This window comes from Lentibacillus sp. CBA3610 (assembly GCF_013373365.1).
Classification (GTDB): Bacteria; Bacillota; Bacilli; order Bacillales; family Amphibacillaceae; genus Lentibacillus.
In genome coordinates, this window is the sequence record NZ_CP035925.1 from 3,782,549 (window position 1) to 3,796,955 (window position 14,407).

The window sequence follows — 14,407 nt, forward strand, 5'->3', positions numbered from 1 at the left end:
GCTAATGGAAGGAGGTCAACAGTTAATATGAGCCAAGATGGCAAGGTGACTCACGGTGAATCTAATAATAAACAGACGAAACGAAGGCAATGGGGAACTAAAATCAAGAGCGTTTTTCAAACGAAACAGCGTGACAAATCCTCAAGCATCAAGAAAGACAAAATGTTACGCCAGACACCAGAAATACTGCCATTTATTCAAATGCATGATGACCATATTCTTTTGAAGAATGGCGTAATGGATATTCTTCAGATTCAAACAAAAAACATTCATGCCTTGAACGATACGGATTTGAATGTTTTATTGATGAACCGAACCCGGTTTTTACGGAGTTATTTCCGTTCCTATAAAGAGATCATTTTAAATTTTCCTGCGAATACGCAAGCTCAGCGCACTTATTGGTTGAAAAAGCGCGAACAGACAACCAGCCCTATTCGATTGGAATATATCGACCAAAAATTAGTTGAGTTTGACTTCTTGGAGCGTGAACGTTCGAATCGCGAATTCTTCATTTTTGTGTATGCGGATGACAAGCAAGAACTTGTGGATCGAAAACATGATGCCATACAAGGGATGCAACAGGCTTTCCCATTGACAGAACTAACACGAACCAAAAAGGAACAGATTTTGTTTTTATTAAACAATCAAAACACGAAATTATGAAAGGATGGTTACGATGACAGTACAGACAAAACAATCAGGCAAACCAAAACCACCGGAACTGGATAAAGATTTTCTGACAGCGATCCAACCGCAAGGTGGTATTCGTTTTAAAGACAAAACCATTAAAAAAGGAGATGGTTATGAAGCGTGTATTCATGTTTTTGAGTATCCGTCCAGGGTCGATGTGTTATGGCTCGATAAAATCATGGCCATGTATGATGTGACCGTTGTAACAGACGTCGCAACAATGGACCAGGATGAGACGGTGAGTGCGATTAATAAAAGTATGGTGGAACAGGATGTCCGGTTCAGGAGCTCCAAGCATGAATCGGAACGAATGGATGCGCAACGCGGTTATCAGGAGATGGAAGACTTATACAGGCAAATAAGTGAAATGGGGGAGGTCATTAAGTTAGTGCATATTCGTTTATTTGTGGCGTCACCGACCATATGGGAACTGGATAAAAAAGTGGAGCGAACCATGTCCAAATTACAGTCATTCGGGTTTAAAGGCCAAATCTTTTTGAATGAAACTTACTGGGAATGGCAGTCTTTATTCCTTCCTTATGAACAGCAGCTGGCTTTTCCAAACAAACGGGAAGGAAAAGGCATGCCGGCTTTAACACTCGCATCAGGTCTGCCTTATCATTTCTCGGAATTAAATGATCGTACCGGAAGTTATTTGGGAACATCGTTCACCGGAGGGAACGTACTGTTTGATCTCTTTCATAAGGATAAAATGAGACGCTTTTTTAATGCGGTGGTTGTTGGGAAAATGGGTGCCGGTAAGTCAACCACGCTTAAAAAATTATTGATGGATAATGAAGCACGTGGAAACTTTATTCGCGGTTTTGATGTAACGGGTGAATTTAAGACACTTGTTCAGTCCGTGAATGGACACACAATCAGTCTCGATGGCAGTGATGGTGTCATCAATCCACTGCAAATCTTTCGTACAGAAGATAATAGCCATCCGGAAAAAAATGAAGAAATCAGTTTTATGCAGCACATATCCAAGGTGGCAACCTTTTATATGTTTCTGGCTGGTAACCCTTCCTCTGAGGAAATCGAAGAATTCAAGAAAGTGTTGCGACTATTTTATGATTCACTCGGCTTCACGGATAAAATGCATACAACAGGTATTACATCACTGGCTAATGAGGACTATCCGATTTTCAGTGATTTTTTAATGTTCATTCGTGATCAACTCTATGACAATACTGAGAAGCGAATCATTCGTTCAGAACTGTCATCTACAAGAGTTAAGCGACTCGAAAAAATTGAATTGGTGATTGATAATCTGGTGAACAGTTTTTCGTATTTGTTTAATGGTCATACAACGATTCCTGACATTACGAATGAACAAGTGATTTTCTTTTCGATTCGTAATTTAACAGGGTTAGAAAAAAGTGTGTTCAATGCTCAGATGTTTAACGCTTTGAACTTAATTTGGGATAACTTAATACAGATTGGATCATTACAAAAACAGAAAATGTATGACGATGAAGCGTTTGATGCTGATGAAGCGACACGTTTTCTGGTCATGATTGATGAAGCGCATCGACTGGTTAATTCGGAAAACATGCTGGCGGTTAAGTTTTTAACGGACTTTGCACGAGAAGCACGGAAGTATTTCGGTGGCCTCATCCTGGCCAGTCAATCCATCCGTGATTTTGTGCCAGACCACTCCGACACGGATACGGTTACCAAAATACGGACGTTATTTGAACTGACCCAATATAAATTTGTGATGCAGCAGGATGCCAACTCATTGGATACATTGCGAACCGTTTTTGAGGGACAATTGACGGATAGTGAATTGGAACATGTGCCGCAACTACAACAAGGGGAATGTTTATTGAGTATTAGTGGTGTTGGCAACTTAATGCTTTCCATTGAAGCATCGGACGAAGAGTTGCATCTGTTTGAGGGGGGCTTGTAATGGAAAAACGGGTTCTTTATAAGTTTACATTCCTCATCATTGTCGCTTTGTTAATCATAGCCATGTATGTCTGGAAATGGACAACCGATGATGAAGAAAAACAAAATCCGGAAGATTTATTCGATGAATCACAGCAAGAAACAGAGCAGCCGCCAACGCTTCAGGAAGACAAAATTGATGAAGTATTAGGTGCTAAACCAGATTCAAATGCTGAAGATGAAACACAAAATGCTATAAACAATAACGGTAATCAACAAACAATGGGAGACCAGCATGAAGCCACATATCAAAATAAATTTGGTGATCAAGCAGTCACCAGTGCCAAGGAGCAAGCGAAACAAGGGCTTGCTCTTTATTTATCGCAAATCGCCGACTGGGATAAATGGGAAGGAGTTGTGACGTCTTCATTTTTGCAGGACATCAAGCAAACTATTCCAACGGTGAAAGAAGCAAATGTTGAACGGCGTATTGAATCTATTGAACTGTTTGCATCTAATACGTCACAATCCAACAACATGGCATTCGGTGCATTTGCCACATGGCATGTGACATCAAATGAACGTTTGACCAATCAACGAACGCAGCTTTTTTACCTGACAATGGTGCAACAAAACGATCAATGGCTGATGAACAACATAGAAACCCCTGATGAAGGCATGGAAGGAAAGAAGGATACATGAAACATATTTGGGGTGCTGTGAAAGCCATTGGTAAGACAAAAGCGATTGGATGGATGATTGGTCTTGTTGCAGCGAATATTATTCCTATACTGATTGGTTTAGTTTTAATGAGCATTATGTTTGCCATTATTGGTGCGTTAGGTGGCAGCGTCGACGAACAACATTCCGAACAAAGTAATCCATCTGCCGGTTATGTATGTTCGGCAACAGGTGAGATTAATCAGGAAAAATGGGATGCTGTTTTTCAGAGTGAAGAGCGCGCGGGAGCCCTAAAAGGTCATGGCGATGACATTATACAGTTGTCGGAAGAAAAAGGCCTTGATCCTGTTTTATTTGCTGCCATTGCGTTACATGAAACCGCATGGGGAACATCAAATGCCGTTCAACAAAAAAATAATCCTGGCGGATTGATGAATCCGGATGGCAGCGGACTTTTTTCTTTTCCAACATTGAAGGAAGGATTGGCGTCTATGTCTAAAACATTATATAACCGCATCAAAGTCGATGGTTTGGTGACGATTGAACAATTGGGAAGTGTTTACGCACCAGTTGGTGCAGATAACGATCCGAATAATTTAAACGAACATTGGGTGCCAACGACCAAAGATATTGTTCAAGAGTTTGGTGGTTTAACCATGAATTGTGAACCATCGGACCAACCGGATCTGGAACTGATTGGCGATAAAGCATGGATATCACCACATACGAAAAATATTACTTCGGGCTTCGGTAATCGGAGCTGTGGTGGCTGTTCCTCGTTTCATGCTGCCATTGACGTCGCATCGAATGGTATTCATGGGACACCAATCACAGCATTTGCGGATGGTGAAATTGTTATCAGTAAAGCAAATGGCACGACGTTTCAATCAAGCAGCAGCAACATGGGAACAGGGTATGGCTGGTATGTGGAAATTAAACATGAGGGCGGCTTGCGGACACGATATGCGCACATGATGGAAAAAGGAGAGCCAGTAGGAACAAAAGTTGAGGCAGGTGATGTCATTGGTAAAGTTGGTTCAACAGGTGCATCTACCGGAGCCCACTTGCATTTTGAAGTGATCATAAATGGTGAAAAAGTTGATCCAATGCCGTATGTTAAACCATTTCTAACGGGTAAAAATTAATCAAGGAAGGGTGTGAGACCATTTGAAAAACAAATTGAATCGCGGACGTGAAAACAAAACCTATATCAGTCTATTGCTTGTCGCCGGCCTAGCGTTTGGCGTTTTTTTTACGTCCAAAACGTGGATGTATGATGACAGTGCGATAGCTCAAACAGCATTTAATGAATCAATTGGCGGGCTTAGTCAAACCACATTAACGCTTCGTGATTGGGAATATAACCCGAATGATGAACTGATGGAGGTGACATTGGAACGTAACCATACCGGCACAGATGCAGTGGAACCGACATTTTCGTTTTATGCGAAAGAACAAAATGAGAGTCAAAAATACAATGCAGAATTGGTGTATCAATCCGACAATAACATGATCGTTCAGATTGAAGATGTCCCTGAATCCTTTCAAGTGATTGGGTTATTCGTGAGGGAACATCGTAATCAAAACATCCTCAAACAAGAATACAAATCACAAATAGAAAACAAAGGTGGTGAAGCTACGGCGACCGATCAGAACATCCAAGAATCGGATTTACCTGAGCCGGAAGAAGTCATTATCGTTGGGGATTACCGAAAAATTGATATCAATCAATCATTGGTAACGAAGACAGATAAAGGCTACAAAAAAGAAAGTATTATGGCCGATATGGAACGTACGAAACAAGGAATCACGACGATTATCGATGAAGATATACCTTTTCAGGAAGAACTGGTGACGACACTTAAAGGAGAAAAAGAATCACTGGAACAAGACATGGCATTTGAAACGCAGGGTGAACAAACAGACACAAAACGCGAGATTGAACAAAAGGATAAAGCTATCGAAGACGCGAAAAATGAAATCCAAAAACTGAAAAACAAAGTGAAAGAACTCCGGGATAAATATCAAAATCGTGAAGAAAAACTGAATGCATTGACACAAAACAAGGATGACAATAAGCAACAAGATAATGACAAAGAGGATGCCGATAATGCGAAAAGGGATAAACAAACTGCCAACAAAAACAAAGAAGATAAGAACAACGAGGACTCCAAAAAGGATAAAAAGTAGCAGCCAAAACCTATATAAAAGCTATATAGACACCTATATAAAAGCTATATAGACACCTATATAAAAGCTATATAATCAGTTGAAAAATTGGTCTTACCGGAAAACTAGGCTCTGCCTAGTTCCCCACCTTGTGTGGGGACATTTTCCCCTTATCCTGTTCAATACTAATTGTTCAATACTAATTGCGATCTCATGAAGATGCTCCATTTAGTGAAGGGATTTGCCAAAGAGGGAAGGTATTCACATCCTATTGTGGTGTGAACATGCAGCAAATTAACAGAAAGGAATGATACCGTGATGGAAATAAAAGTGCGCGATGTAGACACCGGTGCCGTCAAAGTTTTAAATGACGAAGCACGAAAACAAAACGTGTCGCGGAATGAATTGTTAAAACGACACATTGAAGATTTAGCACAGTTTAATGGTGTCAAACGTGCAGAAAAAGAATTGGATTCGACATTAAGTCGTGTAGGTGATGCATTAGAGATGACGTACAATCGGCTTGACCAATTAGAAAAACAATCCTTGAAAATGTATTTGTTACTAACTACTGTGCTGGATGTTGATCCTGAAGAAGTTGATGATTATTTGGAGAAAGTATTCAAGATAAACATATAAGGAGATGATGACGAATGAATGAAAAAAAGACAACAAAGAAAGGTTCATACTTTTTGTTAAGTCCAGAAACCAAAGACAAGATACAAAGTATTGCAGACGAGAAAAATGTATCACAAGCTGATGTCATTACGGAAGCCATTGATCACTATTATGCAGATCGTAATGAAAAGAATGTTGCGTTAAAAAATATGATCTCAGATTTAATGGATGAAAAGTTGGCGACCATGCAAGAGAAATTACAGCGTATTCAAGTCACCGGCAATGTGGTTGACCGAGATACAAAAATTCTTCTGGAGTTTATGAACCATTATTACTTGATCAATGAATTTAAAGATTTGATTACCACTGAGAAATATAAGACGAATGGGATGCAGCAAGCAGAGGAACTAATTCAAAAACGTATTCACAAACATCGTCAAAAGAAACTGGATTATGAAAAGCGAAAGGCACAAAAGCAACAAGAAAGTGAGGCATAATGCATGAGCAGTCCTGCGGTAGTGTTACGAAGCAAATTTGTCACACCTGGCTCCAATACATTTAACGATTATATTAATTATATCGATCGGGAAGATGCCAAGCGTCATATTCATGTGAACCAGTCATCCAAAGAAACGGATGATTTTGTTGTCTTTCATGACTTCATGGACTATATGGATGACGAAGCAAAACAAGGTGAACTGTTCACAAAAAATAATGATCAGTTGAATCCGAATGACAAAAAAATCTTGAAGCAACAATTCCAAAAAGCACAACAAAATGAATCACCCATGTGGCAGGATGTTATTAGTTTTAATAATAAATGGTTGATGGAACAAGGTTTTTATAATCCAAAAACACATACAGTATATGAAGCAAACATGCGGAAGGTTGTCCGTGAAACGATGGATACGGTGTTGAAGTCAGAAGGCATGGAAAACTCAGCTGTATGGACAGCATCTTTGCATTATAATACCGACAACATTCATGTCCATATTGCTTCAACTGAAACCTATCCAACACGTGAAACAATGGACGTTTTCGATAAGGAAAGTCAAACATGGCGGGAAGAATACCGTGCCAAACGTAAACCCAAGACACTGGATAAAATGAAATCCAAAGTGGCCAACATGATTCTGGATAGAACGCATGAACGGAATAAAATTGATGACCTTGTCCGTGGAACCGTTCATCATAAAAAAGAAAATGGTGTCTCCTTGTCCACTTATCGCCAAACAAAAGAATTATTTCAAGAAGCCATGAATCACCTTCCATCGGATAAGAAACAATGGCGATATGGTTATCAATCGATTAATGAAGCAAGACCATATATAGATGACATAACAACGATTTATTTGCAGCAATTTCATCCGGATGATATGGAACAGTTGCATCAACAATTGGATGATGAAGTGAACGTGATGAAAGAGATGTACGGTGAAGGGAGTGATTATGAAACGTATAAGCAAACGAAACTGGATGACTTGAAAAAGCGAATGGGTAATGCAGTACTGTCTGAGATGCGTGACTATGCGAAAGCGCAAAACAATTTATCGTTTCAGCCAAAACGATTAAATCGGTGGCAATCATTCAATCAACAGCATTCATTTACTGATCGACATCAGACAGTTTATGCGTTTAATGCTTCCATGATGAAATTAAGCAAAGCCATGCGTCGAACATTTCATGATTATCAAAAAGACCGAAACATGCAGGAATTTGACCGAATGATGGATGGCTATGAATAAATAAAAAGGTGGTGGTAATTATGAACAATCTATTATTCTTTTTCAGTGCTATGTTAATTGTTCTGCTTGTTTTACCATTGATTATCAAATACGTTAGGAAGAAAAAACGGTTTAACCTGATGAAAAAGTCAGGCATAAGAGACATTGACCGTATGAAGGGTTATCAGTTTGAAGTGTACCTGCAAGTATTGTTTAAGGAACTGGGGTATCGTCCAGTTGTGACACAAAAATCAGGTGACTACGGAGCAGATGTGGTGCTTAAAGGCAAAAATAAAATTGTAATACAGGCAAAACGCTATGGTTACAGACACAATGTCAGTATGGATGCTGTACGTGAAGTATTAGCAGCCATGTTTTTTTATCAAGCAGATGAAGCGTGGGTGATCACGAATTCCTTTTTCACGAAGCAGGCTAAAACACTAGCCAATGTATGCGGCGTAAAATTATTAAACCGGTATGAGTTAGAGAAATTCATTGTGAAAATTAATCCAACGAAGCAGCCAAAACAATTCACACGGAAAAGGAGCGAATTAAGTTGACCGTTACATTAGTATTAGCCGAGAAGCCGAGTCAAGCGAAGCATTACGCAGAAGCTTTTCAACATGTCAGTCAAAAAGATGGCTATATGGAAGTGAACGATAATCGGTTCTTTCAAGATAAAACATATATCACCTGGGGTTTTGGTCATTTGGTAGAGTTAGTTCCACCGGATGCTTATAATGAATCGTGGAAACAGTGGCAATTAGACAACTTACCCATATTCCCGAACACATTTCAATTTCAAGTAGGTAAGGATAAAACGAAACAGTTTAACGTTGTGAAGCAATTATTGAAGGAAACAGATGAAATCATTGTTGCAACTGATTGCGACCGTGAAGGTGAAAACATTGCCAGAAGTATTATCAAAATGGCCGGTGCTTCCGATAAACCAACTAAGCGTTTATGGATAAACTCATTGGAAGTGGATGAAATTCAGAGTGGATTCAAGCAGCTAAAGGATGGGAACAACTATGTGTCATTATATAAAGAAGCCCAAACAAGACAATTGAGTGATTGGCTGGTCGGTATGAATGCATCCCGTTTATATACATTGCTCTTGCAGCAGAACGGCATGAAAGGCGTCTTCAGTGTCGGCAGGGTTCAAACGGTCACACTCTATTTATTGTATAAACGACAACAGGAAATTGAAAACTTTGTCTCTAAACCTTTTTTCGAATTGATTGGCAATGTGAGCGTCAAAAATGGTTCGTTTGATGCCAAAGTGAAAGCACGTTATCAAACGAAAGAGGATGCTATGAACAGCTTAGATGCTTATCGTCTATCATCTGGAGACAATCAAGGCACCATACAACAGGTTACAAAAGAACAGAAGAAACAGAAAGCACCGAAGCTGCATTCATTATCAACATTGCAAGCAACAGCCAATAAAAAATGGAAATACAGCCCGTCCGACGTCTTAAAAACAGCCCAATCATTATATGAGAAAAAATTATTATCCTACCCAAGAACGGACAGTCATTATATTACGGATAGTGAGTTTGCTTATTTAAAAAGTTATCTATCAACCTATCAATCCTGTTTAAACGTAACCATGGATATCGTCTATCCTGATGCACGAAAACGTTATGTGGATGGATCTAAAGTACAGGAACATTATGCGATCATTCCAACAAAACAGATACCAAACAAGCAGGATTTAACAGACAAAGAATGGAACATTTATCAGGAAATTGTGGCAAGGACACTCGTAATGTTTGCTGGCGATTATGAGTATGAAGAAACAAAGGTGGAGGTTGACGTAAATGGTTTGTGCTTTGAGAAAACCGGCAAAGTGGAGCTAAAGAAAGGCTGGAAATCTTTATTTACGGAAGATACACCGGATACAGAGGATGAAGCTGAACAAGACAATACGGTTCTTCCGTCCATGCAGAAAGAGGAATCTTGTAACGTTGAGATTGATATATCTGAGGGAAAAACGAAACCTCCGAAGGCCTATACGCAAGGTCAACTAATTAATGTCATGAAGCAGGCTGGTAAGGAAATCGATGATGAAGCATTGCAGCATACATTGAAAAAAAATGAAGGGATTGGAACTGAAGCCACAAGAGCAGGTATCCTTGATACGTTGAAAAAGCAGCAATATATCGAGATAAACAAGAATAAAGTTTCGGTTACGGGGAAAGGCCAAATTTTATGTCAGGCTGTTGAAGGAACGGTTTTAGCCAGTCCAGAGATGACAGCCAAATGGGAAACTTATCTACACAAAATCGGCCAAAATGAAGGCTCACAGGAACACTTCATTTCCAAAATAAAGCAGATGCTGGAATCACTTTTGAAGGATGCACCAGCAAAAATGAAGACGCTTGAATCACAATTTCAGGAGGTGAAAGAAGAGTCTACTGTAGGAGATTGCCCCATTTGCGGTAAAGAAGGAGGCAAAATAGAGAATAAAGGAAAGTTTTATGGCTGTTCTCGTTATCGAGATGGATGCACATTTACACTTCCTAAACGATTTTTAGGAAAAACAATCAGTGAAACGAATATTAAAAAGTTGCTGGTAGGTAACAAAACTAATTTAGTGAAAGGATTCAAGAGTAAAAAAGGAAAGACATTCGATGCGTACTTGCGCTATGATACATCAGAACAAAAATTAACATTTGAGTTTCCGAAAGGGTGATGATATGGATTTGTATGTGAATGGTGAGTATCAGTCCGTAGATATCGGTTATGTGAAGGAGATCAAAGAATCCAGTGTTGTATTCATTGTCAAAGACGGTGAAGTCGAAATAGATGTTGATCCTGTGACGCTGGATGTAATTAAAACCATTTGTATGGCTGATGAGGAAGCATTGATTCCGTTAGATATGGAGACGAATTCTGTCATCCTAGATGGTGAGCCAACCAAATAAAGCGATGTTTTCAAAAAGACTTCCACTTAGGGGGTCTTTTTTTAATAATTTTGGAGGTGGTTGATTGTGCAAAACACGTATAAGATTGTTTCATCCTTTGAAGCGAACTGTCCTGCTGAATTAGTCATGAAGGATGGAAGGAAGCAAAAAGAAATAACGATAGGCATATGGAATCCAGAGCCGGATGACAGGGATGACTTGTATGTATGCTTATTTAACCCGGCTGAATATGAAGCTCCAGGACTCGATGACTGGGACGATTCATTAGATGTTTATCAAATGGACGACATCCTGACACTAGATGCCTATGAGCAGTTGCAAATTGCGCTTTTTGACTATGAAGAGCCTTTTGAGATGGCATTATCTGAAAAAGAATTTTCGATTCATCCGACTGAAATATTGGAAGATGAACTGAAAGGTGAGTCGGCTAAAGCACAGATGAGATCGAATGAGAAGCAGCAACAATTTGATTATGGAGATGTGAGGGCTTCCTTAGTGGAGGTCCTTTTTTATTTACAATCATTTTTTATATAAGGGTGATATCGTATGGCTAAACGTAAAACATTGGAACAAAAGAAGGAAGAAGTTAAGGGCCTGACTACGAAAATGAATGACGCCATTGATTATTATTTTGAGTCGCCGGGACAAATGAATGAGTTAATGGCGTTCATGTTGAAGTTTTATCATTATTCACCGAAGAATGCAGCATTGATTCGCAGTCAGTTTGAAGGTGCAGAGGCTGTCGGTAGCTATAACTTCTGGAAGGATAAAGGATTTCAAGTTCAAAAAGGTGAAAAAGCTCTTAAGGTATTAGTGCCGAATAAAACGGCACCAAAATTCAAAACGGCTGAGGGCAAGTGGGAAAATATGAAATATGCAACAGAGCAGGAGAAGGGACAGATCTATAAAGGGGAACTTGAGCAACGAAAAAGCCGATTGTATTTTTCAACTGGCAATGTCTTTGATATAAGTCAGACGAATGCCAAAGAAAGTGATTTGCCGGAAATATTCCCGAATAAATGGATGGAAGGCGATGTTGCCAATTATCACACGATGCTGGCGAGTATGCATAGAATAGGCGATAAACTGGATGTCACGATCGGTGAGCCGTTTGATGAACTTGGTGCAGCAAAAGGGGCATTTTATCATAGCGTTCATGACAAGAATAATGGCCATATTGGTCTGAACCCTCGAAATGGCGAGCTGCAGAACGTTAAGACATTATTGCATGAACTTGCCCATGCCAAACTGCATAATCCAAAGAATGAACATTATCAAGCGATGCCTGCAGAAGAAAAGGAATTTCAGGCGGAAATGACGGCTTATGCGGTAGCATCTTATTTTGATATTGATACAAGTGATTATTCTCTTCGTTACTTGGCCAATTGGACACAGGATAAAGAAATGAAAGATAAAGCCAAACTCTTGGACCATGTTCGTCAAACGGCTGTTGAATTTATTGATGAAATAGAACCTGATTTGGTAAAAGAACGTGATAAAGAACAAGAGCAAGAAAACGATATGTTGTTACTGGAGTACGGTATGAATCAGATTACTGATGTAAAGGAAATATCTTTACAGGAAATGAAGTCATTTGCCAAAGGGAATACAAATGGTGCTGCATTTATTAAAATGCAAGCATCTGAGAATCTGAGGGATGAAGAGTATCAGAAACAGTTTAATGAAATATTTGCAGGTAAATATACTGTTATCGATAAAGCAATTGATGAACCGCAATTGTTGATTCAATGGTCGGAAGCACCGGAGTTAAAGGATAACACGATGTACCCTTTTGCAGAGGGAAATGATAAGATGGAAGCATTAGAGGAAAAGTATCAGCAGGAAACAGGCTATCGTAAAACACGATACCATGTTGTTCTTCCAGTAAATGAATATTCAACAACGCCAAATATTGTTAGTATATCAGATAGATTGGATATTGGTGATGGGGCATATATCCATCCTTATCATCATATTCGAAAAATGGGAGAGATGACAACTGGGCATCAAAAAATATTAGATGATGCTTACCACGATTATCTTATTGAAACAGAAAAAGAAGAATTAGAGGATTCAAAGATACAACAGCAACCTGAACTGGTCCAAAATAATTATGATGAGATGTTGTATTGGTATGAAATGTGCAAGCGGCCAGTATCGTTAGGCTGTCAGCCAAACGGGTTTATTGAATTTGATCATGATAAAGGAAAGCATGGAATTGTTGCTTACGATAGGGAGCTGACTGATCAAGAATTAAATGATTATGAAATGAAGGAATGGGATCTTAAACAAGGGGAAAAAGACAAGAAAAAGATAAGGAAACTAGAAATGGAGCTACAGTAAATTCCAAATTGTTACTATTACATTTTGATTCGATTGCTAATCAAGAGAAATATATTAGGAAAACGACTTACCATATTCGGTAAAGAGAAGGGATAAGGCTTGCTAAAATAAACGTCGAACAAAAATATCATGTTAAACGTGTAGGGGTGAATCATTCCGTTGGACTATAAGGGAAGCAAAGATGGAGGTTAGCATGATTTGTGACATCACAAATGTGTCGGAGTATTTTTTTGTATCGTCAGCTGAATGAAACATCCTGGAGTTAATTGGTTTATTAATTTATCCAGCTTCTGATATGGGGAACTGTGGATCTTTTAGGTGTGGGTAAGATGTTAAGCGAAAACACAGCCTTGTTTACAGACTTTTCATCCTTGTTTTCCGACATCCAGATACCTACAGGCATGACATTTTCGTTATTTATTTTATTCCTTTCAAGTGCACTCCTCTCAACACTCCTGTCGTCTCTGTAAATACAAAAAAGACCGTCACCTATCACAAATAGATTAACGACGGTCTAATGTAGAGAGGTGGGCATGAAACGGATTCCACTAAGATTTATTTGTATTTTTTCTTATATATTGAGATTCTTAGGCACTGAGGATAAAATTAAAAATAGTTGAAGTTGGTAAGGGTTTAGTGAATTAAATACCACATTTTATTGGGAGGAGAACTAATGAGAGACAACAGCAATTTAAAAGAACTAGTTTTTGAAGCTCTTAGGGCAGATGAACGACTGTGGGATGATGAAGGAAAGGAATTGAATCAGAGACTTTTAATTGACTTAATAGATAGCTACGATAAAAAAGTAATAAATATCTTGTTGAGCCATGATGGAACGAGGAATAAATTTTTCGTACAAATAAATGGTGCATATGTTTTTAAAACAAATGATTTTAAGTTTTTTATGGAAGAAAATAAAATAGATAATTCGTATACCGATTTTATTAACCGGATTGGTCTTTCCGATAATCAGGAGTTTATCAATAGTCGTGGTGAAGTTGTTGTTAACTTTCCATATAAAGATTGTATTTTAGCTGGTGGGCAAGCTACTGAAGAAGGGGAAGACATATATTTTGGGTATGAAGGTGAAAAAGTAAAAACAGTTAAAGGTGAAAAAGTTGTTCAACCAGCAGGTTTTAGAGAAAAACAAGCAAAAAGAAATGAAGTGTTTTTTAATGAGGTCTTAGCTCATGATGAGATTGACAGGCTCTTAGATGAAAAAGCATTTGTTAATTGGAGTAGATTCACTACAGATGGAAAATCAGAAATAACAGAATTTAGAAGAGACGAAAACGGCTATTTGAAAGACAATATTGTGATAAAAGGAAATAATTTAATTGCGTTACACTGAATCAATTT

14 protein-coding genes are annotated in these 14,407 nt (G+C 38.6%); all 14 read left to right on the plus strand.

The features are described from left to right. Positions 1–27 precede the first annotated feature (27 nt). Positions 28–663 (plus strand): TraC-like domain-containing protein, encoded by a 636-nt coding sequence (locus tag Len3610_RS19015; RefSeq protein ID WP_176449303.1) that lies wholly within the window; start codon positions 28–30, stop codon positions 661–663. 13 nt (positions 664–676) lie between these two features. Continuing rightward, a complete protein-coding gene (locus Len3610_RS19020; RefSeq protein WP_176449304.1) occupies positions 677–2,605 on the plus strand; it encodes a VirB4 family type IV secretion system protein in 1,929 nt (642 codons plus the stop codon). After that, on the plus strand, positions 2,605–3,285 hold the full coding sequence (locus Len3610_RS19025) for a hypothetical protein (RefSeq protein ID WP_176449305.1): 681 nt from the start codon (positions 2,605–2,607) through the stop codon (positions 3,283–3,285). The genes Len3610_RS19020 and Len3610_RS19025 overlap by 1 nt, the downstream gene beginning before the upstream one ends. Next, positions 3,282–4,409, plus strand: coding sequence for a M23 family metallopeptidase (locus tag Len3610_RS19030; RefSeq protein ID WP_176449306.1), 1,128 nt, complete (start codon positions 3,282–3,284; stop codon positions 4,407–4,409). The genes Len3610_RS19025 and Len3610_RS19030 overlap by 4 nt, the downstream gene beginning before the upstream one ends. A gap of 22 nt (positions 4,410–4,431) precedes the next feature. Continuing rightward, complete coding sequence (locus Len3610_RS19035) at positions 4,432–5,454, plus strand: hypothetical protein (protein WP_176449307.1); 1,023 nt, start codon at positions 4,432–4,434, stop codon at positions 5,452–5,454. Positions 5,455–5,751: 297 nt separating this feature from the next. Then, positions 5,752–6,072, plus strand: a complete 321-nt coding sequence (locus tag Len3610_RS19040) for a hypothetical protein (RefSeq protein ID WP_176449748.1) — start codon at positions 5,752–5,754, stop codon at positions 6,070–6,072. Positions 6,073–6,086: 14 nt separating this feature from the next. Next, on the plus strand, positions 6,087–6,548 hold the full coding sequence (locus tag Len3610_RS19045) for a ribbon-helix-helix domain-containing protein (protein WP_176449308.1): 462 nt from the start codon (positions 6,087–6,089) through the stop codon (positions 6,546–6,548). Between the two features lie 3 nt (positions 6,549–6,551). Next, positions 6,552–7,796: a MobP2 family relaxase gene (gene mobP2, locus Len3610_RS19050; RefSeq protein WP_176449309.1), complete on the plus strand. Its 1,245-nt coding sequence runs from the start codon at positions 6,552–6,554 to the stop codon at positions 7,794–7,796. A gap of 20 nt (positions 7,797–7,816) precedes the next feature. After that, on the plus strand, positions 7,817–8,335 hold the full coding sequence (locus tag Len3610_RS19055; RefSeq protein WP_176449310.1) for a restriction endonuclease: 519 nt from the start codon (positions 7,817–7,819) through the stop codon (positions 8,333–8,335). Further along, complete coding sequence (locus Len3610_RS19060) at positions 8,332–10,473, plus strand: type IA DNA topoisomerase (protein ID WP_176449311.1); 2,142 nt, start codon at positions 8,332–8,334, stop codon at positions 10,471–10,473. The genes Len3610_RS19055 and Len3610_RS19060 overlap by 4 nt, the downstream gene beginning before the upstream one ends. Positions 10,474–10,477: 4 nt before the next feature. Continuing rightward, a complete protein-coding gene (locus tag Len3610_RS19065; RefSeq protein WP_176449312.1) occupies positions 10,478–10,705 on the plus strand; it encodes a hypothetical protein in 228 nt (75 codons plus the stop codon). Between the two features lie 66 nt (positions 10,706–10,771). Next, positions 10,772–11,239 carry a hypothetical protein gene (locus Len3610_RS19070; RefSeq protein WP_176449313.1) on the plus strand — a complete coding sequence of 156 codons (468 nt, stop codon included), beginning with the start codon at positions 10,772–10,774 and terminating at the stop codon, positions 11,237–11,239. Positions 11,240–11,251: 12 nt separating this feature from the next. Further along, positions 11,252–13,048, plus strand: a complete 1,797-nt coding sequence (locus Len3610_RS19075; RefSeq protein WP_176449314.1) for an LPD25 domain-containing protein — start codon at positions 11,252–11,254, stop codon at positions 13,046–13,048. A 673-nt stretch (positions 13,049–13,721) separates the two neighbouring features. Beyond that, a complete protein-coding gene (locus Len3610_RS19080) occupies positions 13,722–14,399 on the plus strand; it encodes a site-specific DNA-methyltransferase (RefSeq protein ID WP_176449315.1) in 678 nt (225 codons plus the stop codon). The last annotated feature ends 8 nt before the right edge of the window (positions 14,400–14,407 follow it).

Coding starts and splice junctions, on each gene's coding strand:
- Len3610_RS19015 (WP_176449303.1), top strand. CDS start 28: ATGAGCCAAGATGGCAAGGTGACTCACGGTGAATCTAATAATAAACAG.
- Len3610_RS19020 (WP_176449304.1), top strand. CDS start 677: ATGACAGTACAGACAAAACAATCAGGCAAACCAAAACCACCGGAACTG.
- Len3610_RS19025 (WP_176449305.1), top strand. CDS start 2,605: ATGGAAAAACGGGTTCTTTATAAGTTTACATTCCTCATCATTGTCGCT.
- Len3610_RS19030 (WP_176449306.1), top strand. CDS start 3,282: ATGAAACATATTTGGGGTGCTGTGAAAGCCATTGGTAAGACAAAAGCG.
- Len3610_RS19040 (WP_176449748.1), top strand. CDS start 5,752: ATGGAAATAAAAGTGCGCGATGTAGACACCGGTGCCGTCAAAGTTTTA.
- Len3610_RS19045 (WP_176449308.1), top strand. CDS start 6,087: ATGAATGAAAAAAAGACAACAAAGAAAGGTTCATACTTTTTGTTAAGT.
- mobP2 (WP_176449309.1), top strand. CDS start 6,552: ATGAGCAGTCCTGCGGTAGTGTTACGAAGCAAATTTGTCACACCTGGC.
- Len3610_RS19055 (WP_176449310.1), top strand. CDS start 7,817: ATGAACAATCTATTATTCTTTTTCAGTGCTATGTTAATTGTTCTGCTT.
- Len3610_RS19065 (WP_176449312.1), top strand. CDS start 10,478: ATGGATTTGTATGTGAATGGTGAGTATCAGTCCGTAGATATCGGTTAT.
- Len3610_RS19075 (WP_176449314.1), top strand. CDS start 11,252: ATGGCTAAACGTAAAACATTGGAACAAAAGAAGGAAGAAGTTAAGGGC.
- Len3610_RS19080 (WP_176449315.1), top strand. CDS start 13,722: ATGAGAGACAACAGCAATTTAAAAGAACTAGTTTTTGAAGCTCTTAGG.